Genomic DNA, 22,940 nt, shown 5'->3' with positions numbered 1-22,940 from the left:
CCCCTCTATTTAGCGAAGCGTGTTTTCTAGCCAAGCCGGAACACTGTTCAACGCATCCGGCAGCGCATCGGGCTGACTACCGCCCGCCTGGGCCATATCAGGGCGGCCGCCTCCTTTACCGCCAACTTGGGAAGCCACATGATTGACCAGCTCGCCCGCTTTCACGCGGTCAGTTAAGTCCGCAGTTACCCCAGCGATCAGGCTGACCTTGCCCGCTGCTTTATCGGCAGTGCCAAGCATGATGACGCCAGAACCCAGCTTGTTTTTCAGCTGATCCAGCACGCCGCGTAGGTCTTTGCCTGATACGCCTTCCAACTCCGTTACCAGCAGCTTCACACCGCCTACTTCTTGCACTTGGCTAAGCATATCGCTACCGGCAGCGCTGGCGAGCTTCGCCTTGAGCTGCTCAAGCTCTTTCTCCAGGCTACGATTGCGCTCCACCAGCGCATCCACACGGGCTTCTACCTGCTCGGGCTTGGTTTTCAGGCGCTCGCCAAGGCGCTGCACACGCGCTTCCTGCTCGCGGAAGTAGGCCAACGCGTTTTCACCAGTGATCGCTTCGATACGGCGTACGCCAGAGGCAATGCCCACTTCGCTCACCACGTGACAACAGCCAATATCGCCGCTACGACTGACGTGTGTACCGCCGCATAGCTCGATGGAGAAATCATCAGCGCCGATGGTCAGCACGCGCACATTATCAGCGTACTTGGCTTCGAACAGCGCAGCCGCGCCTTTGGCCTTGGCGTCCGCCAGGCTCATCTGCTCAATTTTAGTGGGCGCGTTGGCGAGAATCTGCTCGTTGACGATGCGCTCTACTTCGGCAAGCTGTTCGGCCGTCATGGGTTCAAAGTGGCTAAAGTCAAAACGCAGGCGCTCAGCGTTGACCAGCGAGCCCTTCTGCTGGACATGATCACCTAGCACCATACGCAGCGCTTTATGCAGCAGGTGGGTAGCTGAGTGGTTGCGAACCGTAGCACTGCGCAGGCTGGCATCGACTTCCCCGCGCACGCTGGCACCGACGTTCAGCGTGCCCTCGACCATCACCCCTTGGTGAAGGTGGTGACCACTCTGTTTTTGGGTGTCGGTGACCTGGAAGCGGCCGCCTTCAACGTGCAGGTAGCCGGTATCACCTACCTGCCCGCCGGACTCCCCGTAGAATGGCGTGCGATCCAGCACTACCGTGCCTTTCTGGCCAGCTTCCAGCGCCGCCAGGGCGTTGCCTTCGCTATCTACCAGCGCGGTTACAGTAGCCTGGTCGTTCAGCAGCTCATAGCCGGTGAACTGAGTTTCGCCATCCAGCTCAATCGACGCGGAGTAATCAGCGCCGAACTGGCTAGCAGCGCGTGCGCGCTCGCGCTGGGCCTCAAGCTCACGCTGAAAGCCTGCTTCATCCAGCGTCACTTCACGCTCGCGGCAAACGTCTGCCGTTAAATCAAACGGGAAGCCGTAGGTGTCGTACAGCTTGAACACGGTTTCGCCAGGCAGCACATCGCCTTGAAGCTCTTCAAGCGCTGCGTTCAGTAGACCCATGCCGTGATCCAGCGTGCGCGCGAACTGCTCTTCCTCTTTTAGCAGCACACGGGCGATTTGTTCGCTGGCATCACGCAGTTCAGGGTAAGCATCGCCCATTTCGGCGTCCAACGCGGCAACCAGCTTGTGGAAGAACGGCTCGGATGCGCCCAGCTTGTGGCCGTGGCGAATTGCCCGGCGAATGATCCGACGCAGTACGTAACCGCGACCTTCATTGGAGGGCAGCACGCCATCGGCAATTAAGAACGCGCAGGAGCGAATGTGGTCGGCAATCACGCGCAGCGACGGCGTGGTGGTGTCGCTATGCCCGGTGGCGTCAGCAGCAGCCTTGAGCAGTTGTTGGAACAGGTCGATTTCGTAATTGGAGTGCACGCCCTGCATGACGGCAGCCACGCGCTCCAGGCCCATACCGGTATCAATAGAAGGCTTGGGCAGCGGGTTGAGGGTGCCCTGGGCATCGCGCTCAAACTGCATGAAGACGAGGTTCCAAATCTCGATGTAGCGGTCGCCGTCTTCTTCCGGGCTTCCGGGCGGGCCACCCCACACTTCAGGGCCGTGATCGAAGAAGATCTCGGAACTGGGGCCACAGGGGCCGGTGTCACCCATTTGCCAGAAGTTGTCCTCATCCAGCTTGGAGAAGCGCTCGGGGTCGATCCCGATCTCCTCTTTCCAGATGCGCTCGGCTTCGTCATCGCTGATATGTACCGTGACCCACAGCTTCTCTTTGGGCAGCCCCAGGGTTTCGGTCAGGAAAGTCCAGGCAAAGCGAATGGCGTCACGCTTGAAGTAGTCGCCAAAGCTGAAGTTACCTAGCATCTCAAAGAAAGTGTGGTGACGGGCGGTGTAGCCAACGTTATCTAGGTCGTTGTGCTTGCCGCCTGCACGCACGCAGCGTTGGGCAGAGGTGGCGCGGACATAGGGGCGCGGGTCGCGGCCAAGGAATACATCCTTAAAGGGCACCATGCCCGCATTGGTGAACAGCAGCGTCGGGTCGTTGCCCGGCACCAGCGAGCTGGAAGGCACAACCGTATGCCCTTGCTCTTCAAAAAACGATAGGAAGGCCTGTCTGATCTCTGCGCTTTTCATAGGGTATCCGTAACAAGAAAGCGTGATGCCCCAGGGCGCTGTCGCCGCCACCCATTGGGGTCGCAAAGGACCCATTATAACGCAGTTGTCAAACGACTAAAGCCGCAGTTAGTGGCAGAGCCCAAACAAGCGGCTCTAGAGAGGGATTATAAACAGGAAAGTGCATAGCGGATTTGCTCGAAGTCAAACCCACGGGTTGCTAAAAAGCGTTCGCGCTTAGCACGCTCTTTGGGGTTCTCGCTTGGCGTGGAAAAGCGCCTTTCCAGCGTTTCCCGAGCAAGCTCAAACCAATCCACGGCTTCACGCTCTTCTACGGCTGCTAGCGCTGCGGTTAGCGTTTCCTGGTCAATTCCGCGTTGGCGTAGCTCGCCTTTAATGCGAATCACACCCTGCCCCCTGGCAATCCGCGAGCGGATAAAGCTTTCAGCAAAGCGCGTATCTGACTGTAGCGACTGCTCGGCCAAGGCGTCCAGGCAAGCGGCAATGTCATCGTCATCAAAGGATTTTTGCCGCAGCTTACGCGCTAGCTCAGCGCGGGAGTACTCGCGCCGAGCTAGCAGTTGAATAGCTACTTCCCGTGGGGAGGCATCCGCGTTAGAGGGGAACATGACACTCCCCTGGCAGCGAACGTCGTGAAGCCAGCAGCTTAGAGCAGGTCATCATCGCTATCAGCGGCCACATCGGCGGCAGGCGTCTCTTCCTTCTTCGGCTCGGCCTTGGCTAGCAGCTGCTCACGGATCTGGGTTTCAATTTCGTCCATGATCTCGGGATGCTCTTCCAGGTACTGCGCCGCATTGGCTTTACCCTGGCCGATCTTATTGCCTTTATAGCTGTACCAAGCGCCCGCTTTATCGACCAAGCTGCACTGCACGCCAAGATCAATCACCTCACCCGCATGGTAGATGCCCTTGCCATACAGAATCTGGAATTCGGCCTGACGGAACGGTGGCGCTACTTTGTTTTTCACTACTTTCACGCGGGTTTCGTTGCCGGTGACTTCATCGCCCGACTTCACCGAGCCTGTCCGGCGAATATCCAAGCGCACGCTGGAGTAGAACTTCAGCGCGTTACCGCCAGTGGTGGTTTCGGGGCTACCGAACATCACGCCGATCTTCATACGAATTTGGTTGATGAAGACCACTAGGCAGTTGGCATTTTTGATGTTGCCGGTGATTTTACGCAGCGCCTGGGACATCAAGCGCGCCTGCAGGCCAACGTGGGAGTCGCCCATTTCGCCTTCAATTTCCGCACGCGGAGTCAGTGCAGCCACGGAGTCGATGATAATCACATCTACACCGCCGGAGCGGACCAGCATATCGGTGATTTCCAGCGCCTGTTCACCGGTATCCGGCTGGGAAACCAGCAGGTCGTCCAGGTTGACGCCTAGCTTCTCTGCATAGCTGGGGTCCAGCGCGTGCTCCGCATCCACAAAGGCGCACACCTTACCCTGTTTTTGCGCCTGGGCAATGACCGAGAGCGTCAAAGTGGTTTTACCCGACGACTCCGGGCCAAAGATTTCGACGACACGACCAAACGGCAAACCACCGATGCCGAGGGCAATATCCAGCCCTAGGGAACCGGTGGAGACAGACGGCATGACGATGCGGGGCGCATCGCCAAGGCGCATAACGGTCCCTTTACCAAACTGGCGATCAATTTGGCTGAGTGCGGCATTAAGCGCCTTTGTGCGGTTGTCTTCCTGAGCCATGCGGAGATTCCTCATAAAAACTGTATAATTAGCCAGTAGTATGCCAAAGATTAGCGGCTAAACAAATCCTCAGCGGCAACTTTAACGATTATTTCTTGTTCGCTTGGGCGCTCAGCCGGGCCACCAAGCCAGCTAGCGCTTCGCGTACTGCTTGCTCACGCACCGCCTGGCGGTCGCCGGGGAAGTGAAAGCACTCGGCCTGCTGCTGTTCAGCACTGCCCCAAGCAATCCATACGGTACCCACCGGTTTTTCGTCGCTGCCGCCCTCCGGCCCTGCCACACCGCTCACCGAAACTGCAAAGTCGGCACCACTTTCACGGCATCCCCCCGCCACCATAGCCTTCACTACGGCCTCACTCACGGCACCATGCGCTTCAAGCGTGGCAGGTTCCACGCCAAGCAGACGGGTTTTAGCAGCGTTAGAATAGGTAATATAGCCCGTCGTGAAGTACGCCGAGCTTCCGGCCACCGAGGTAATGGCACTCGCAATGCCACCACCAGTGCAGGACTCGGCGGTCGTCACTTCAACGCCTAACTGGCGGCATAGCCGCCCCAACCGCTGGGCAAGCAGAGATAAATCAAGATTTTTGAGGCTAGAAATGCTGGGGGCCATGGTGACTCCTTCATGTAAGACCTTAGGGTAGCGTAGAATACTGCGTTTAGCTTTCTCAACGAAATTGCCCAACGAACATGCCGTAAGCCCTGCGCTTGCGCCACGCTCAATCAGGACGCCCATGTCACAGGCCAGCCCCGCTCATACGCCAATGATGGCGCAATACCTAAACATTAAGCGCGATCACCCCGAGGTACTGCTGTTTTATCGGATGGGGGATTTTTATGAGCTGTTTTTCGACGACGCTAAACGCGCCGCTGCGCTGCTGGATATTACCCTAACCCAGCGCGGCCAATCAGGCGGTAAACCCATCCCCATGGCCGGGGTGCCTTACCATAGCGCGGAAGGTTATTTAGCCCGCCTAGTGGCAAGCGGCGAGTCGGTGGCGATTTGCGAGCAAATCGGCGACCCAGCGACCAGTAAAGGCCCTGTAGAACGCCAAGTCGTACGCATCGTGACCCCCGGCACGCTGCACGATGAAGCCCTGCTGGATGCCCGGCGGGATAACGTCCTGGTGGCCGTCGCCCCCGGCAAAGAGGGTTGGGGGCTTGCCTGGCTTGAACTCTCCAGCGGGCGTTTTAACGTATTGGAAGTCGAGAGCGAAGCGGAGATGCTTGCGGAGTTAACCCGTCTCTCCCCAGCTGAGCTACTGGTGCCTGAGAGCCTGACTCTGCCTGATGCGTGGTCGCAAAAACGCAGCTTGCGTCGCCAGGGCGAGTGGCTGTTTGACTTGGAGAGCGCTACCCGCAGCCTGTGCGATCAGTTTGAAGTTAACGACTTACGCGGCTTTGGCTGTGCACACCTATCTACCGCACTGATCGCCGCTGGCGTGCTGATTGACTACGCCCGCGACACTCAGCGCTCGCGTCTTCCTCATGTAACCGCAATCAGCGTGGAGAACCGTGATGATGCGGTGGTCATCGACGCGGCCAGCCGCCGCAACCTAGAGATCGACACCAACCTTGGCGGCACCAGCGATAACACCCTGGCCAGCGTGCTGGACACCTGCACTACCGCGATGGGGTCAAGGCTTTTAAAGCGTTGGTTGAACCGCCCGCTGCGCCAGCGGGCGATTGTCGAAGGCCGCCAGGCAGGCGTTGCCCTGCTCTCTATCGATGCCGCCTATATGAGCCTGCGCGACGCGCTTAACGATGTCGGTGACGTGGAGCGCATTCTCGCCCGCGTTGCTTTGTACAGCGCTCGCCCACGGGATTTGGCGCGGCTACGGGATGCCTTAACAACGCTCCCCACGCTGGAAGCTCTGCTGGCCGATACTGATAGCGGTAGCGCCTTAGATAGCCTAAAACCTCACATTCGCCCCTACCCTGAACTGGCCGATACCCTGACGCGCGCGCTGGTCGATAATCCGCCCGTGGTCATTCGCGATGGCGGCGTCATCGCGGAAGGCTTCGATGCCGAGCTGGATGAGCATCGCGGCATGGCCGAAAACGCCGGCGACTACCTCGTTCGGTTAGAGCTACGCGAGCGCGAACGCACCGGCCTTGCCAACCTTAAAGTCGGCTATAACCGTGTACACGGCTATTTTATCGAGCTACCCCGCGCCCAGGCGCAGCACGCTCCAGCCGACTATATCCGCCGTCAAACGCTGAAAAACGCTGAGCGCTTTATTATTCCTGAGTTGAAGGAGTTCGAGGATAAAGCACTCTCCGCCAAGTCGCGGGCGCTGACGCGGGAAAAGTGGCTCTATGATCAGTTGCTAGCCGAGCTCAACGCCCAGCTGCACGAGCTACAAAACACCTCACGCGCGCTGGCTGAGCTGGATGTACTGTGTGCTTTTGCCGAGCGTGCCGACGCGCTTAACTGGGTACGCCCGCAGCTAGTGGACGCGACCGGCATTACCATTACCGCCGGACGGCACCCGGTGGTCGAACAGGTGAGCGACACGCCGTTCGTGCCCAACGATGTTATGCTAACGCCCAAGCAGCACATGCTGATTATCACCGGCCCTAATATGGGCGGTAAATCAACCTACATGCGCCAAACGGCACTGATCGCCCTGCTGGCCCATAGCGGCAGCTTCGTACCCGCCGATGCCGCCGAGATTGGCCCAGTTGACCGCATCTTTACCCGCATTGGCTCCTCGGATGACTTGGCGGGTGGACGCTCTACCTTTATGGTGGAAATGACCGAAACCGCTAACATTCTGCACAATGCCACCGAGCATAGCTTGGTACTAATGGATGAGATTGGCCGCGGCACCAGCACCTTCGATGGCCTCTCCTTGGCCTGGGCTAGTGCTGAGCACTTAGCGAAAGCGCGAGCACTAACACTGTTTGCTACCCACTACTTTGAAATGACCGCGCTGCCTGAGCAAATAGAAGGGGTCGCCAATATTCACCTCACCGCCACCGAGCATAGCGACAGCATCGTGTTTATGCACCGCATTGAGTCAGGCCCCGCTAGCCAAAGCTATGGGTTGCAGGTGGCACAGTTGGCAGGAGTGCCCACCCATGTCATTCGCCGTGCCCGTGAAAAGCTAATGACATTAGAGCAGCGGGATGTGGAGGAGCAGCAGCGCCCGACCTCGAATCAACAGACACCGCAGCAGAACGATCTCTTCGCCAGCGCGCCCCACCCAGTGGTGGAAGCACTTGGCAAGGCCGATATCGACGATTTATCGCCTCGGGAAGCGTTGGCATTGTTGTACCAGTGGCGTGAGCTGCTATAGCGAAATCGAATTAACAGATGGCGACGAGCGCTTGCCGCCAAGTAAGGGCACCACTAGAATGTCGCCCATGCTTTTTAACTTATAAAAAACCGCTGATTTATAACCATTCACGATTGACCATGACCGGGAGGCTTCTCGGTCTAGCAAGAGGGATAGCAAGATGACGTTTGTCGTTACCGAGAACTGCATCCAATGCAAATACACCGACTGTGTGGAAGTGTGCCCGGTCGACTGTTTCTACGAAGGCCCCAATTTCCTGGTAATTCACCCGGACGAGTGCATCGACTGTGCCCTGTGTGAGCCGGAGTGCCCCGCCGAGGCCATATTCTCAGAAGATGAGCTGCCGGATGGCCAGGAGCAGTTTATCGAAATTAACGCGGAGCTTGCCGAAGTGTGGCCCAACATCTCCGAGAAGAAAGACCCGCTGCCCGACGCTGAAGAGTGGGATGGCAAAACCGGTAAGCTTGAAAAGCTGGAGCGTTAATCATTCTAGCAACCATACCGGTACGTTTGAGAAAACCAGCGTTCACGCTGGTTTTTTTAACGGCCAGAAAAGCCGCCAGCTATCGCGCATAAAAAAAAGGCGACCCGTAGGTCGCCCGCTCCAAGCACTTCCTCTGACCACTCCCTGTGTCAACCTCCTCAGGCAACTTCCCTGCCAGGACTCACATCTCTGTATCACCTGGCGCACCTGCTTACATCCCGTTGCATCCTGCCTGAAGCATCCTTGCCTCCCCTTGTCCTGAGTGCATTGTGGCAGAACAACACGAGTTCTCAAGCGGCCATAAAACGCAAATAGGCGAGCCCGAGTGGCTCACCTATTTTAAAAAAACGTTTAAATTCAATTACTTAAACTAAGATTAGTGAAGAATTTCGTTTTTTCTTACAGCATTCCGAGCGAATGTCGTCGGCATTTGTAAGAGATCTCTTACAAAAACTTGAGAGATCTCTTACGAGCAGGTACAGGTTACGCGCTTACTGACCCTTAATCGCTTTCAAACCGGGGTAGTTCACATCGCCAAGCTCAGCCTCGATGACCAACAGGCGGTTGTACTTCGCCACGCGGTCAGAGCGGCACAGCGAGCCGGTTTTAATTTGGCCCGCACAAGTACCCACCGCCAAATCGGCAATGGTGGTGTCTTCGGTTTCGCCGCTACGGTGAGAAATAACCGCCGTGAAACCTGCGTCCTGGGCCATTTTGATAGCGTCTAACGTTTCAGACAGCGAGCCAATCTGATTGAACTTGATCAGAATGGAGTTGCCGATCTGCTCGTCGATCCCGCGTTTAAGGATCTTGGTGTTGGTCACGAACAGGTCGTCCCCTACCAGCTGCACTTTATCACCCAGCTTATCGGTCAGCGCTTTCCAGCCCGCCCAGTCGGACTCGTCCATACCGTCTTCAATAGAGACGATCGGGTACTCCGCGCACAGGCCTGCCAGGTAGTCAGCAAAGCCTTCGGCGTCGTAGCTCTTGCCTTCGCCGGAGAGGTTGTACTGGCCATCCTTGTAGAACTCGGAGGAGGCGCAGTCGAGTGCTAGCGTAACGTCACTGCCCAGGGTGTAGCCCGCATCGGCAACGGCCTGTTTGATGACTGCCAGGGCGTCGGCATTAGAGGCTAGGTTCGGCGCGAAGCCACCCTCATCGCCCACCGAGGTAGAGAGGCCTTTGGCAGAGAGCACTTTTTTCAGCGCGTGGAAAATCTCCGCACCCATACGCAGACCTTCGCGGAAGTTCGCGGCGCCTACCGGCTGCACCATGAACTCTTGGATATCCACGTTGTTATCCGCGTGTTCGCCGCCGTTCAGGATGTTCATCATCGGCACTGGCATACTGTACTTGCCCGGCTGGCCGTATAACTCGGCAATATGGGCATACAGCGGCACGCCTTTGGCGTTTGCCGCCGCTTTTGCCGCCGCCAGAGAAACAGCCAGAATCGCGTTAGCCCCCAGAGTGGCTTTGTTATCCGTGCCATCCAGCGTCAGCATGGCGTTGTCCAGACCGCGCTGGTCCCGCGCATCCATGCCCAACAACGCATCACGAATCTTGCCATTCACGGCCTCAACGGCTTTTAAAACGCCTTTGCCGAGGTAACGTGCCTTGTCGCCATCGCGCAGCTCAAGCGCTTCACGGGAGCCAGTAGAAGCTCCGCTGGGCGCGCAGGCAACGCCCACAGCACCGCTCTCCAGGCGAACCGTTGCCTGAACGGTGGGGTTACCGCGCGAATCGAGCACTTCCAGCGCACTGATTTCAACAATTTTGGTCATGACAGTGTCCTTTGGTTGTCGGTCTAATAGAGGGTAGGTCCAATGTATACCACGGTTTAGTGCCGCGATTAACGGATGGTTAAGGGTTCAAAGCCTTTTACCAGGGTGTCTAATTGCGACAGTTGGGTTAAGAACGGCTCCAACTGATCCAGCGGCAGCGCACAGGGGCCGTCGCACTTGGCATTATCGGGGTCTGGGTGGGCTTCCAGAAACAGCCCTGCCAACCCTACCGCCACGCCCGCACGGGCAAGCTCCGCCACTTGGGCACGGCGGCCATCGGCACTATCCGCACGGCCACCAGGGCGCTGTAAGGAATGGGTCACGTCGAAGAACACCGGGTAGCCAGTCTGCTTCATGTCACCAAAGCCCAGCATGTCTACCACCAGATTGTTATAGCCAAAACTGGTGCCCCGCTCGCACAGCATCAGGCGGTGGTTACCCGCTTCCTGAAACTTGGTGAGGATATGGCGCATTTCATGGGGGGCCAAAAACTGCGGCTTTTTGATATTGATCGCCGCACCGGTTTTCGCCATCGCCACCACTAGATCGGTTTGGCGAGCCAAAAAGGCCGGTAGCTGGATGATATCGGCGACTTCAGCCGCAGGCGCTGCCTGCCACGGCTCGTGCACATCGGTAATGATGGGCACGTTATGACGGGCTTTGATATCGGCCAGAATTTGCAGGCCTTTTTCCAGCCCTGGACCTCGGTAGGAGTGGATTGAGCTGCGGTTCGCTTTATCGAAACTGGCCTTAAAGACGTAAGGCATACCCAGCTTTTGCGTCACATTAACGTAAGCCTGTGCGACTTCATCGGCCAGCTCCGCCGACTCCAGCACATTCATGCCACCAAGCAGCATAAGCGGCAAAGAATTGCCGGCGGTTAAGCCGGCAACGTTAATATGATGCTCTTGCGATCCCTCTTGAGAACGGGATTGAGAAGACATGCTTCCCCCTTTATTCCTGAGGTGCGGCGTGGGCACGGGTACGTGCCGTTTTGTGCTCTAGCGCGGCATTGACGAAGCCCGAGAAGAGCGGATGACCGTCGCGGGGCGTGGACGTGAACTCCGGGTGGAACTGACACGCTACGTACCAAGGGTGATCCGCCAGCTCGACGACTTCGACCAGCGACTGGTCGACGCTCTTGCCCGAAATCACCAAACCAGCGGCTTCCAGATCATCGATGAACTGGTTGTTGACCTCGAAGCGGTGGCGGTGACGCTCAACGATCTCATCGGCACCGTACGCCTCGCGGGCTTTGCTGCCTGGCTTCAAGTGGCAAACCTGGCCGCCTAGACGCATAGTGCCACCTAGGTCAGAGGCCGCATCGCGCAGCTCGATCTTGCCTTCAGCGTTGATCCACTCGGTAATCAAGCCCACCACCGGATGCTTGGTGTCGTGGGTAAATTCGGTAGAGTTGGCATCCTTCCAGCCCGCCACGTTGCGCGCAAACTCAATCACCGCCACCTGCATACCTAAACAGATACCCAGGTAGGGAATGTTGTTTTCACGGGCAAACTGGGCGGTCAGGATCTTGCCTTCCACGCCGCGCTCGCCAAAGCCGCCGGGCACCAGAATGGCATCTTTGCCTGCCAGGCGCTCGGTGCCGTGACGCTCGATGTCTTCGGAGTCGATGTAGTCCACGTTGACCTTGATGCGGCCTTGGATACCCGCATGGATCAGCGCTTCGTTGAGCGACTTGTAGGCATCCAGCAGCTCCATGTACTTACCAACCATGGCGATGCTCACGGACTTCAGCGGGTTCAGCTTGGCATCGAGTACCTTGACCCACTCCGATAGATCCGCAGGCTCAGCTTCCAGGCGCAGCTTGTCGCAGACGATATCGTCCAGGCCATGCTCGTGGAGCATCAGCGGAATGCGGTAGATGGTATCGGCATCTTGCAGCGGCACCACCGCACGCTCTTCCACGTTGGTAAACAGCGCGATCTTACGACGCTCGCTCTCCTCAAGCTCCACTTCGCTGCGGCAAATCAGGATATCCGGCTGGATACCGATGGAGCGCAGCTCCTTCACGCTGTGCTGCGTCGGCTTGGTTTTGGTTTCGCCAGCGGTTTTGATGTACGGCACCAGGGTGAGGTGCATGTAAATGGCGCGGCTTGCGCCCAGCTCGCTGCGAATCTGACGAATGGACTCCAGGAACGGCAGCGATTCAATATCGCCGACCGTACCACCAATCTCCACCAGCGCCACGTCGAAGCCTTCGCCTCCAGCGTAAACGCGCTGCTTGATCTCATCAGTGATGTGAGGAATGACCTGCACGGTGCCGCCCAGGTAATCACCACGGCGCTCTTTGCGCAGCACGTGTTCGTACACGCGGCCGGTGGTGAAGTTGTTGCCCTGGGTCATTTTGGTGCGAATAAAGCGCTCATAGTGACCTAAGTCCAAGTCCGTCTCGGCGCCATCCTCGGTGACAAACACCTCGCCGTGCTGGAAGGGACTCATGGTGCCCGGGTCCACGTTGATGTACGGGTCGAGCTTGAGCATGGTGACCTTAAGGCCGCGGGCCTCGAGAATCGCCGCCAGCGAGGCCGACGCGATGCCCTTACCAAGAGAGGACACAACGCCGCCGGTCACGAAGATATATCGTGTCATGGAAAACCTGTCGAAACGTGATCAAAGGGCGTAGCAGAAAGCCACACCAGGATGGGACGACAGAATAGCAGAGTACGCCTTAAGGCTCAATTTGAACTGAAACAGCGTCAGCTCTCGGTCGCGAGCTAAAGCTGCCTCCCACCCTAGCCCTTGGCTGTACATAAGCAGTGGGAGGCCGATTTATCGGGCTAAAGGATGCCGATGCACAGTTGCCCCAGAGGTAGGTCTGCGCGAGGGCGCTGTGAACCCATCCCTGGGCGCTACTTTTGTCATCCATGACAAAAGACCCTCGTTACGACCTACCCCTGGTGCTGTTCGGCATGGCATACACACTTTACACGCCTAGGTAATCCAGAATGCCCTCGGCCGCCTGACGCCCTTCATAAATGGCGGTGACCACGAGATCGGAGCCGCGCACCATATCGCCACCGGCAAAAATTTTCTCATTGCTAGTTTGGAAGGCGTACTGACCATGCTCAGGCGCTTTGACTAGGTCCCATTCGTTGACATCGATATTGGCGCTATCGAACCACGGTGCCGGGCTTGCCTGGAAACCAAAGGCCACCACGACCGCATCGGCCGCAATGATCTCTTCAGACCCTGGCACCACTTCAGGGCGACGACGGCCGTTCTCATCCGGCTCGCCCAGGCGCGTGCGGACTACCTTCACACCTTCGACCTTATCTTCGCCCACTACCGCCACCGGCTGGCGGTTGAACAAGAACTCGACGCCCTCTTCACGGGCGTTGGCGACTTCACGGCGCGAGCCTGGCATGTTCTCTTCATCACGGCGGTAAGCACAGGTCACACTGGCCGCGCGCTGACGAATCGAGGTGCGGTTACAGTCCATCGCGGTATCACCACCGCCCAGCACCACCACGCGCTTGCCTTCCATAGAGATGAAGTCGTTCGGGTCTTTCTCGAAGCCCAAACGGCGGTTGACGTTGGCAATCAGGAAGTCCAGCGCCTTGTATACGCCGGGCAGGTCTTCACCGGGGAAGCCGCCCTGCATGTACTTGTAAGTACCCATACCCAGGAACACAGCGTCGTACTCCTGCAGCAGCGTCTCGAACTCGACATCAGTACCGATTTCGGTATTCAGACGGAACTCAACGCCCATCTCCTCGAATACCGCACGACGGCGCTCCATAACGTTCTTTTCCAGCTTGAACTCAGGGATGCCAAAGGTCAGCAGGCCGCCAATTTCCGGGTACTTATCGAATACCACCGGCTTCACGCCGTTGCGCGCAAGAATATCGGCACAGCCCAAGCCGGCAGGGCCTGCACCGACAATCGCGACTTTCTTATCGGTCCACACCACCTTGGACATATCTGGGCGCCAGCCCATGGCAAAGGCGGTGTCTGTGATGTATTTCTCTACCGAGCCGATGGTCACCGCGCCAAAACCGTCGTTCAGGGTACAGTCGCCCTCACACAGACGGTCCTGGGGGCACACGCGGCCACACACTTCCGGCAGCGAGTTGGTTTTGTGAGACAGCTCGGCGGCCTCAATAATGTTGCCTTCCACTACTAGCTGTAGCCAGTTGGGAATGTAGTTGTGTACCGGGCACTTCCACTCACAGTAGGGGTTGCCGCAGTGCAAGCAGCGGTGCGCCTGGCTGGCAGCATCGGTGGGCTTGAACGGCTCGTAAATTTCCGCGAACTCTTTGGCCCGGGTGTGCGCCGGTTTTTTCTGTGGGTCTTTACGACCCACGTCGACAAACTGAAAATCGTTGTTTAAACGGTTGGCCATGATCTCTCTCCTCGAAGCGTAGGCGCTGACGGTTATTGCGGCTGACGCCGAGACTGATCCAGCAGACTACCCAGGCTGGCCGCTTTCGGCTTCACCAGCCAAAAGTGGCGCGCGTAGTCGCTAAAGTCTTCCAGAATCGCCGCACCGCGTGCGGAACCCGTCGCGGCCACGTAGGCCTCGATCATTTCCCGCAGGTGGCGACGGTAGGCTTCCATCGCTTCGGTATTAACCCGGTGAATTTCGACCAGCTCGTGGTTGTACTTGTCCACGAAAGTCCGGTCTTCATCGAGCACGTAGGCAAAGCCACCGGTCATGCCCGCCCCGAAGTTAACGCCGGTTTCACCCAGCACGCAGACCAAACCACCGGTCATATACTCACAGCAGTGGTCGCCCGCGCCTTCGATCACGGCCGTCGCGCCGGAGTTACGCACCGCAAAGCGCTCGCCTGCGGTACCGGCGGCAAACAGCGTGCCGCCCGTTGCCCCATAGAGGCAGGTGTTGCCGATAATGGCCGTCTTGTGGCTCTCGAACTGGCTGACTTTGGGCGGCACAATCACGATGCTGCCGCCGTTCATGCCTTTACCGACGTAGTCGTTGGCATCGCCTTCCAGGTAGAGGTTCAGGCCGCGAGCGTTCCAGACGCCGAAGCTTTGGCCCGCCACGCCGGTAAAGCGCGCGGTGACCGGTGCGGCCTCAAGGCCCTCTTCACCGTAACGCTTGGCGATGGCGCCGGAGGTGAGCGCACCGACACTGCGGTCGCAGTTGGTAATGGTGAACTCAAACGTGCCACCAGACTGGGTTTCGATCGCCTCTTTTAGCGCCGCCAGCACTTCTTGGTTTTTGGCACCCGGGTCATGGGGCACGTTGCGGCTTACTTCGCAGAACTGCGGTGCATCCGCAGGCACGAAATCGTTGGCCAGCAGCGGCGATAGGTCCAGCTTACGCTGCGACGCCGTGTTGCCTTCCAGCACTTCCAGCAGGTCCGTGCGGCCAATCAGGTCGGTGAGCTTACGCACGCCCAGCATGGCCATCAGCTCGCGCACTTCTTCAGCAATAAAGCGGAAGTAGTTTTTCACCATATCTACGGTGCCGCGGAAGTGCTCGCCACGCAGGAAGTCATCCTGGGTAGCAACACCGGTGGCACAGTTGTTCAGGTGGCAAATACGCAGGTATTTACAGCCCAGCGCCACCATCGGCGCAGTACCGAAGCCAAAGCTCTCCGCGCCGAGGATCGCGGCTTTCACCACGTCCAGCCCGGTTTTCAAGCCACCATCGGTTTGCAGACGGATTTTGTCGCGCAGGCCGTTGATACGCAGCGCCTGGTGCACCTCGGGCAAGCCGAGCTCCCAAGGGGAACCGGCGTGCTTAATGGAGGTTAACGGGCTGGCCGCCGTGCCGCCGTCGTAGCCAGACACGGTAATCAAGTCCGCATAGGCTTTGGCCACACCGGTGGCGATAGTGCCAATCCCTGGCTCGGAGACCAGTTTCACCGAGACCTGTGCCTCTGGGTTGACCTGCTTGAGGTCAAAGATCAGCTGCGCCAGGTCTTCAATAGAGTAGATATCGTGGTGCGGCGGCGGTGAAATCAGCGTAACGCCGGGTACCGAGTAGCGCAAACGGGCAATCAGCTGGTTGACCTTGCCACCCGGTAGCTGGCCGCCTTCACCGGGCTTCGCACCCTGGGCTACCTTGATCTGCAATACTTCGGCATTGACCAGATACGCCGGGGTGACGCCGAAGCGGCCAGAGGCGATCTGTTTGATTTTCGAGCTGCGAATGGTGCCGTAACGCGCCGGGTCTTCACCGCCTTCACCGGAGTTGGAGCGACCGCCTGCCTCGTTCATGGCCTGGGCCAACGCTTCGTGGGCTTCGGGCGAGAGCGCGCCTAGCGACATACCTGCACTGTCAAAGCGCGGGATCAGCGCTTCAATGGGTTCGACCTCTTCCAGCGGAATCGGCGACTCAGCAGGCTTGAGCTGCAGCAGGTCACGAATAGTCGCCACCGGGCGCTCGTTCACCAGCTGGGCAAACTTCTTCCACTTAGCGTAGCTGCCCTCTTGCACGGCTGCCTGGAGTGCCTTCACTACGTCCGGATTGTAGGCATGGTACTCATGGCCATGCACGTACTTCAGCATACCGCCTTGAGAGATGCCTTTGCGGGCAATCCAAGCCTCTTTCGCCAGCAGCTCCTGCTGCAGCTGCAGCTCGGCAAAGCCGGTGCCCTGAATACGCGAGGCCATGCCCACAAAGCAGGTATCCATCACCTCATCCGACAGGCCAACGGCTTCAAACAGCATGGAGCCGCGGTAGGACGCCAGGGTAGAGATCCCCATTTTCGAGAGAATCTTAAATAGCCCTTTCTGCAGGCCTTTGCGATAGTTTTCGCGAGCGTCCGCCGGGTTGCCGGTCAGCTCGCCGGTACGGTGCATATCGGCCATTACCTGGTACGCCAACCACGGGAAGACAGCCGTTGCACCAACGCCGAACAGCACGGCCATCTGGTGAGCATCCCGGGCGTAGCCGGTTTCCACCACGATGTTAGCGTTCGGACGCAGCGCTAAACGGCCCAGGTGGGAGTGCACCGCGCCTACCGCAAGCGCCGCCTGAATAGGCAGTTGCCCTTTAGGCAGCTCAGCATCGGTCAGTACCAGAATGACTTTCCCCGCCCTTACCTGCGCTTCGGCTTCTTTACACAGCGCTTGGATCGCCTGCTGCAAGCTGTTCTGCTCTGGGTCGTAGCCCAGTGACAGGGTATGACTGGCAAAGGCAGGATCCTCTTGGTTCACCAACGCGGTAAATTTACGCGGCGAGAGTACCGGGGTCGTCAGGATCAGGCGATGAGCATGCTCGGGCGTTGCTTTGAACACGTTCAGCTCGGCCCCACAGCAGGTTTCCAACGACATCACGATCGCTTCGCGCAACGGGTCGATTGGTGGGTTAGTCACCTGGGCAAACTTCTGGCGGAAGTAGTCGGTCAGCAAACGCGGGCGGCTCGACAGTACCGCCATGGGCGTATCGTCCCCCATGGAGCCCACCGCTTCCTGGCCGCTTTCCGCCAGCGGGCGCAGCACTTGGTCGCGCTCTTCAAACGTTACCTGGAACATCTTCTGCTGCACGTTCAGCGCATCAGTATCCATAGTCTGGAAGCGCGCCAGCTCGGTCAGCGCCGACTCAAGATAGTTCGCTTCCTGCTTCAGCCAACGCTTGTAGGGGTAGGCAGACTTCAGGCGGTTATCAATATCCTGAGTGTGCAGCACTTCGCCGGTTTGAGTGTCCACGGCGAGCATTTGGCCAGGGCCGACGCGGCCTTTTGCAACAACATCTTCCGGCTTGTAGCCGTAAGTACCAATTTCAGAGGCCAGGGTGATGTAACCGTTCTTGGTAATCACCCAGCGTGCCGGGCGCAGGCCGTTACGGTCCAGCATACAGACCGCTTGGCGGCCGTCGGTCATGACCACGCCGGCGGGGCCGTCCCATGGCTCCATGTGCATGGAGTTGTACTCATAGAACGCGCGCAGCTCGGCGTCCATGGTCTCGACGTTTTGCCAGGCAGGCGGCACCATCATACGCACGGCGCGGTGCAGCTCCATACCGCCGGTCAGCAGCACTTCCAACATGTTATCCATGCTGGAGGAGTCGGAGCCGGTAGTGTTAACGATTTCGTCCAGCTTGGCGATATCCGGCAGGCGCTCGTTAACGAAGTTCGCTTTACGCGAGTTCGCCCAGCCGCGGTTGGCCTCGATGGTGTTGATTTCACCGTTATGCGCCAGCAGTCGGAACGGTTGCGCCAGCGGCCAGCGCGGCGCGGTGTTGGTGGAGAAGCGCTGGTGGAAAACGCAGATGGCGGTTTCCAGGCGCGGATCGTTGAGGTCTTTGTAGAATGCCGGTAAGTCCTCCGGCATGACCAAGCCCTTATAGGAGACCACTTCGGTAGAGAGCGAAGCCACGTAGAAGTCTTCATCGCTGCGTAGCGCCTGCTCGGCATAGCGACGGCCCATAAACAGGTCGACATCGAAGCTTTCGCTGCTACCGGGGGCAACAAATACCTGTTCGATACGCGGCAGGCAATCCAGCGCCATTGGGCCACAGACGCTTGAGTCCGTTGGCACGATACGCCAGCCCAGCACGTCAAGGCCGCGTGCGCTCAGTTCACCCGCCAGGGTTTCTTTAGCGCGATTGGCACGCGCATCGTCATTGGGCAGAAAAACCGCGCCAACGGCAAAGCGCTCGCCAAGCTCTACGTCTAGCGCTTCCTTTGCGGCAGCACGCATGAATTGCGTAGGCATTTTCAGCAGCAGGCCGCAACCGTCGCCGGTTTTGCCGTCCGCTGCAATACCGCCGCGATGGGTCATGCAGGTAAGTGATTCAATAGCCGTTTTTAGCAAGTCGTGGCTGGCTTGCCCTTCCATATGGGCAATAAGACCGAAGCCACAGTTATCGCGAAACTCGCCTGGCTGGTGAAGACCTCTATTCATGGGCGTGCCTCTAGTCAGCGTATTTTGTTAGCAGCGTTTTTATGGTATACTTTCGGGTTTTTCTTTTTTTATGGCTCTTATTACCCGCCTAAAATAGGGTGTTTTCCGCATTCGCTGCTGCAAGAAAATGGCCGCTCAGCATAGCGATTTGCTACCGCGTAGCGCAATCATCCGACGCGCGCCAACGCTTCAAAACCCTTTCGAAATCCCGTATTTGCATTCTCATTCAACAAAAAAAAGGTTGTAGCTCAAGCACTTGCAACAAAAGAAAACGATATTTTAACGCACAAAAACGATAACTAGACTTTAGTCTAGCTAGGCTAAAAACCCCCATGCCGATAGCGCATAAGGCATACGGATTCATTTCCATTCCTGGCCGTTTTCCTGCCAACGCACATAAAAAAACCCGCCGATAAAAAGGCGGGCTTCAGGGGAGAGAGCGGCTTAACCAACTACACCTTGGCCGCGCGGGTAGCTATCGAGTAGCTGGCGAAGCGTTTCGGCAGGCGTGGCATCACTCACGCAGGCATCGCCCAAGGCGTTTAATAGCACCAGACGCAGGCGAGCATCGATATTCTTCTTATCCAGCCGCATACGCACCAAGAAGTCATCTGACGACATACCCGTTGGCGCAACCAGCGGTAGGCCAGCGCTCTTGATCACTGCTTTAGCCCGCGCTAACGCATTACTGCTGATCCAGCCAAGCTGGTGAGATAGCGTCGCTGCCATCGCCATTCCCGCCCCGACGGCCTCACCGTGGAGCCAGTTGCCGTAACCTTGATGCGCTTCGATGGCGTGGCCAAAGGTATGCCCGAGGTTTAGCAGCGCACGAACGCCCTGCTCGGTTTCATCCTCGGCCACGATGTCGGCTTTGATTTGGCAACTTTTGGCAATGGCTTCCGCCACCACCGTCGGCTCAACGCGGCGCAGCGCTGCCATATTCTCTTCTAGCCAAGCTAGGAAATCGGCATCCCGGATAAAGCCATACTTAACCACTTCGGCCAAGCCCGCCGACAGCTCGCGCCCCGGCAGCGTCGTGAGGCTAGCGATATCCACTACCACCGCTTTCGGCTGCCAGAACGCACCAATCATGTTTTTGCCCAGCGGGTGGTTCACGCCGGTTTTGCCACCTACGGATGAGTCCACTTGGGAAAGTAGCGTTGTGGGCACCTGGATAAAGGCCACACCACGCTGATAGGAGGCAGCAGCATAGCCCACCATATCGCCAATCACCCCACCACCGAGGGCGATCAGCGTACAGCGACGGTTAAAGCCCGCTTCCAATAGCGCATCCCAAATGCGCCCTACCTGTTCGATGGTTTTGTACTGCTCACCATCAGGGAGCACCACCGTTCGTACATCTAGCGTATCGGGCAGGCTTGCACACAGCGTATCTAGGTAGTGGGGGGCAACGGTCTCGTTGGTCACTATCATCACCTGGCTGCCCGCCAGATAGGGCACGAAACTCTCTGGGCGGCTTAATAGCCCAACGCCAATATGGATCGGGTAGCTGCGCTCGCCTAGCTCAACGGTTAGCGTGCGTTCATGGGCTAGCTCTGTCATGGAGATACCTTTTTATGCTGTGTGCCTGCGGCTTCCAACGGGTCGACCAGACGATGTACACGGCGCAATATTTCGTTAACCACGGCCCGGGGGCTGCGCCGATCCGTGCGTACCGTGATATCAGAGGTAGCGCGGTAGAGCGGGTCACGGGTGGCAAACATATCGTTAAGCACCTGCTCACGGTTAGCGCACTGCAACAGCGGGCGGTTGCGGTCTTTGGCGGTACGTTTTAGCTGCTGCTCAACAGTGGTCATCAGGTAGACGACCGTTCCCCGCTCACGCAGCACGCGGCGGTTCTCTTCACGCAATACCGCGCCGCCGCCGGTGGCGACGACTACGTCTGAAAGCTGCGTCAGCTCATCTATCATTTGGGTTTCCCGTTGACGAAAACCGGGTTCCCCTTCCACATCAAAAATCCAGGGAATATCGGCACCGCAGCGGTCTTGTATGGCGTGATCGCTATCGTAAAACGGGCGCGATAGCTCCGCCGCCAGCAGGCGGCCTATCGTGCTTTTGCCAGCCCCCATGGGGCCAATTAAAAAGAGATTGGGTAAATCCTGCATTAGCGAACCGCCAAACCATCATCAAGTAATCGGGGAGTAATAAAGACCAGTAACTCTACTTTTTCATTGCTCTCTTCGGTATAGCGAAACAGCCGACCCAGTAACGGAAGGTCACCCAACAGCGGTGTCTTTGCCATTTGGCTCAGCTGCTCCGTCGTCAAAATACCGCCTAACACCACCGTTTGACCATTATCCACCAGCACCTGGGTTTCAATCTGGTTAGTATCAATGGGCGGCTCGCCGCCGAACTCGCTCTCGCGGAAGCTATCGTTCTTGATCACCAAATCCATAATGATGCGGTTATCCGGGGTAATTTGTGGCGTTACCTCCAGGGAGAGTTCCGCCTCTTTAAACTCGGTATCCGGGTTGCCCTCGGCATCCACACTCTGGAACGCCCGCTCCTCACCCTGGCGAATCGTTGCGGTGCGTTGGTTGGCGGTAATCACCCGGGGCTGGGAGATCGTCTGGCTTTTGCCTTCGCTTTCTAGGGCACGCAGCTCAAGGTCCAGCAGAATATCTCCTGAGAGATAGCCAAAGCTGAAACCAGTATTGGCGGCTGCCGACGAGCCTAAATCCACCGCCAACCCGCCCTGGGCACGGTTAATCCCGTTGGGGTTAATATCGCGTCGGGAGAAGGTGCCACCTTCGTTCTCAAAGCCTCGGGTACTATCGACACTCCAATTTACACCTAACTCTCGGGAGGCGGTGTCTCGGGCAATCACAATGCGTGCTTCGATTTGTACTTGACGCACAGCCACATCCAGACGGTCTAGGGTGCGCACAATATCACGCACCTGATCAGGAGTGTCTTGGATAAGCAGCGTGTTAGTGCGCTGATCAATACTCACCCGTCCACGCTCGGTGAGTAGCCCAAAACCGTCGCCTCCGCGCAGCAGTTGAGCAAGATCTTCGGCTCGGGCGTATTTCACTTCGACAAACTCGGTGACCAGTGGCGCCAGGGTTTGTTGCTGGTTGCGGGCTTCGATCTCCTGACGCTCGATCTCCGCCAGTTCATTGGCCGGTGCTACCACAATCACATTGCCCTGTTCCCGGCTGGATAGCCCCTGGCTCTGCAAAATTAGCGCCAGTGCTTGGTCCCAGGGTACATCGTTAAGATTGAGCGTCACGCGCCCTGTCACGCTATCGCTGGCGACAAGGTTGAGTCCAGTAAACTCGGCAAGCGTGGCCAGTACCGCACGCACTTCAATATCTTGGAAGTTGAGGCTTAAACGCTCTCCCGTATAGCTCTCCCCCTGCTGCTCCCGATTTTGCTGGGAGGCTTGGCTCACAGGCTGTACTTCCACAGTAAGCGTTCGCCCGCTTTGCGATGAGATCATCGCGTAAGGGCCGCTGGTTTGCAGCTCCAGTAGGGTGTCCCTCTGGCCAGTGCGGGGGGTAATGCGGGTAATGGGAGTAGCAAAATCGGTAACGTCGTAAATTTGGTTAAGCGAGTCGGGAATATCTACATTGCTTAGCTCAGCAATCACACGACCATCGCCCCCTTCTCGTACCTGTGTCACCACCCCTTCACGATCAAAAGAGACCAGCAAACGTCCCGCACCATCAGCGCCACGCCGAAAATCAATATCCGTTACCTGGGGCCCTAAAGCTGTTTCTAGGCCGCTGCCTATCCCCACGGCGGAGAGGACATCCGTGGAATCCGCACTTTCAGGGCTTAGCGTAATGCGCAGTTGATCTCCCTCTACCCGGGAGGTGTACTCCAGCGGCTCGCTAAGGTCGACCACTAGCCGTGTACGGTTATTCCCCTCTAATGCCGTAATACGCTCAACGCCTGCGCTATCCACGTTAATGCGCCGCTGGGGCAGGCTGCTTTGAGCACCCGCCAGATCCAGCGCTAAGCGCGGTGGGGTATTTAGCCGATAGCCGCGTAGCTCGGCAACACCACCACTGAACTGCAGCACCAACTCTACTTCGCCGCGACTGGTCTGACGCACATCAAGATCCGTTAGCACCGAACCCAGGGCAAAAGTGGGCATTAAGGCTAGCAGTGACAGCGTAATTCGACGAAGCATAACGGCCATAGCGTGTTATCCGGTAACAAGTAAAAATACGTAAGGTGGC

Annotated in this window: 14 protein-coding genes; 2 read left to right on the top strand and 12 right to left on the bottom strand. The window is 57.8% G+C overall.

Annotated features, from left to right (window positions below):
• Positions 1–9 precede the first annotated feature (9 nt).
• The 4 genes from alaS to LG300_RS02745 form a co-directional block, all read right to left on the bottom strand.
• On the bottom strand, positions 10–2,619 hold the full coding sequence (alaS, locus tag LG300_RS02760; RefSeq protein ID WP_404376901.1) for an alanine--tRNA ligase: 2,610 nt from the start codon (positions 2,617–2,619) through the stop codon (positions 10–12).
• A gap of 146 nt (positions 2,620–2,765) precedes the next feature.
• Entirely contained in the window at positions 2,766–3,227 is a 462-nt protein-coding gene (locus LG300_RS02755) for a regulatory protein RecX (RefSeq protein ID WP_404376900.1), read from the bottom strand.
• A gap of 38 nt (positions 3,228–3,265) precedes the next feature.
• A complete protein-coding gene (recA, locus tag LG300_RS02750) occupies positions 3,266–4,327 on the bottom strand; it encodes a recombinase RecA (protein ID WP_404376899.1) in 1,062 nt (353 codons plus the stop codon).
• Positions 4,328–4,415: 88 nt separating this feature from the next.
• Positions 4,416–4,940, bottom strand: a complete 525-nt coding sequence (locus LG300_RS02745; protein WP_404376898.1) for a CinA family protein — start codon at positions 4,938–4,940, stop codon at positions 4,416–4,418.
• Positions 4,941–5,061: 121 nt separating this feature from the next.
• Between LG300_RS02745 and mutS the strand changes: the two genes are divergently transcribed.
• Together mutS and fdxA are read left to right on the top strand one after the other, a co-directional pair.
• A complete protein-coding gene (mutS, locus tag LG300_RS02740) occupies positions 5,062–7,629 on the top strand; it encodes a DNA mismatch repair protein MutS (protein ID WP_404376897.1) in 2,568 nt (855 codons plus the stop codon).
• Positions 7,630–7,789: 160 nt separating this feature from the next.
• Positions 7,790–8,113 carry a ferredoxin FdxA gene (gene fdxA, locus LG300_RS02735; RefSeq protein WP_404376896.1) on the top strand — a complete coding sequence of 108 codons (324 nt, stop codon included), beginning with the start codon at positions 7,790–7,792 and terminating at the stop codon, positions 8,111–8,113.
• 491 nt (positions 8,114–8,604) lie between these two features.
• Here fdxA and eno read toward each other — a convergent pair whose 3' ends face one another.
• The 8 genes from eno to pilQ form a co-directional block, all read right to left on the bottom strand.
• The gene (eno, locus tag LG300_RS02730) at positions 8,605–9,894 is read right to left on the bottom strand and encodes a phosphopyruvate hydratase (protein ID WP_404376895.1); all 1,290 of its coding nucleotides are present in this window, start codon (positions 9,892–9,894) and stop codon (positions 8,605–8,607) included.
• Positions 9,895–9,962: 68 nt separating this feature from the next.
• Positions 9,963–10,838, bottom strand: a complete 876-nt coding sequence (gene kdsA, locus LG300_RS02725; protein WP_404376894.1) for a 3-deoxy-8-phosphooctulonate synthase — start codon at positions 10,836–10,838, stop codon at positions 9,963–9,965.
• A gap of 10 nt (positions 10,839–10,848) precedes the next feature.
• Positions 10,849–12,504 carry a CTP synthase gene (locus tag LG300_RS02720; RefSeq protein WP_404376893.1) on the bottom strand — a complete coding sequence of 552 codons (1,656 nt, stop codon included), beginning with the start codon at positions 12,502–12,504 and terminating at the stop codon, positions 10,849–10,851.
• Positions 12,505–12,838: 334 nt separating this feature from the next.
• The gene (locus tag LG300_RS02715) at positions 12,839–14,257 is read right to left on the bottom strand and encodes an FAD-dependent oxidoreductase (RefSeq protein ID WP_062362444.1); all 1,419 of its coding nucleotides are present in this window, start codon (positions 14,255–14,257) and stop codon (positions 12,839–12,841) included.
• 32 nt (positions 14,258–14,289) lie between these two features.
• A complete protein-coding gene (gene gltB, locus LG300_RS02710) occupies positions 14,290–18,732 on the bottom strand; it encodes a glutamate synthase large subunit (RefSeq protein WP_404376892.1) in 4,443 nt (1,480 codons plus the stop codon).
• A gap of 444 nt (positions 18,733–19,176) precedes the next feature.
• Complete coding sequence (gene aroB, locus LG300_RS02705) at positions 19,177–20,295, bottom strand: 3-dehydroquinate synthase (protein WP_404376891.1); 1,119 nt, start codon at positions 20,293–20,295, stop codon at positions 19,177–19,179.
• A complete protein-coding gene (gene aroK / locus LG300_RS02700) occupies positions 20,292–20,858 on the bottom strand; it encodes a shikimate kinase AroK (protein ID WP_404376890.1) in 567 nt (188 codons plus the stop codon). Before aroK ends, aroB begins: the two co-directional genes overlap by 4 nt.
• Positions 20,858–22,900: a type IV pilus secretin PilQ gene (gene pilQ, locus LG300_RS02695; protein ID WP_404376889.1), complete on the bottom strand. Its 2,043-nt coding sequence runs from the start codon at positions 22,898–22,900 to the stop codon at positions 20,858–20,860. The genes aroK and pilQ overlap by 1 nt, the downstream gene beginning before the upstream one ends.
• Positions 22,901–22,940: the final 40 nt, after the last annotated feature.

This window comes from Vreelandella aquamarina (assembly GCF_044805175.1).
In the GTDB taxonomy this organism is placed as follows: Bacteria; Pseudomonadota; Gammaproteobacteria; order Pseudomonadales; family Halomonadaceae; genus Vreelandella; species Vreelandella aquamarina_B.
Note: the sequence above shows the minus strand (reverse complement) of the source record. Positions and strands in the feature narration are given on the sequence as shown.

Bases quoted from the DNA above. Each gene is read 5' to 3' on its own strand.
- mutS (WP_404376897.1), top strand. From the start codon at position 5,062: ATGTCACAGGCCAGCCCCGCTCATACGCCAATGATGGCGCAATACCTA.
- kdsA (WP_404376894.1), bottom strand. From the start codon at position 10,838: ATGTCTTCTCAATCCCGTTCTCAAGAGGGATCGCAAGAGCATCATATT.
- alaS (WP_404376901.1), bottom strand. From the start codon at position 2,619: ATGAAAAGCGCAGAGATCAGACAGGCCTTCCTATCGTTTTTTGAAGAG.
- aroK (WP_404376890.1), bottom strand. From the start codon at position 20,858: ATGCAGGATTTACCCAATCTCTTTTTAATTGGCCCCATGGGGGCTGGC.
- gltB (WP_404376892.1), bottom strand. From the start codon at position 18,732: ATGAATAGAGGTCTTCACCAGCCAGGCGAGTTTCGCGATAACTGTGGC.
- fdxA (WP_404376896.1), top strand. From the start codon at position 7,790: ATGACGTTTGTCGTTACCGAGAACTGCATCCAATGCAAATACACCGAC.
- pilQ (WP_404376889.1), bottom strand. From the start codon at position 22,900: ATGGCCGTTATGCTTCGTCGAATTACGCTGTCACTGCTAGCCTTAATG.
- LG300_RS02745 (WP_404376898.1), bottom strand. From the start codon at position 4,940: ATGGCCCCCAGCATTTCTAGCCTCAAAAATCTTGATTTATCTCTGCTT.
- eno (WP_404376895.1), bottom strand. From the start codon at position 9,894: ATGACCAAAATTGTTGAAATCAGTGCGCTGGAAGTGCTCGATTCGCGC.
- LG300_RS02755 (WP_404376900.1), bottom strand. From the start codon at position 3,227: ATGTTCCCCTCTAACGCGGATGCCTCCCCACGGGAAGTAGCTATTCAA.
- LG300_RS02715 (WP_062362444.1), bottom strand. From the start codon at position 14,257: ATGGCCAACCGTTTAAACAACGATTTTCAGTTTGTCGACGTGGGTCGT.
- aroB (WP_404376891.1), bottom strand. From the start codon at position 20,295: ATGACAGAGCTAGCCCATGAACGCACGCTAACCGTTGAGCTAGGCGAG.
- recA (WP_404376899.1), bottom strand. From the start codon at position 4,327: ATGGCTCAGGAAGACAACCGCACAAAGGCGCTTAATGCCGCACTCAGC.
- LG300_RS02720 (WP_404376893.1), bottom strand. From the start codon at position 12,504: ATGACACGATATATCTTCGTGACCGGCGGCGTTGTGTCCTCTCTTGGT.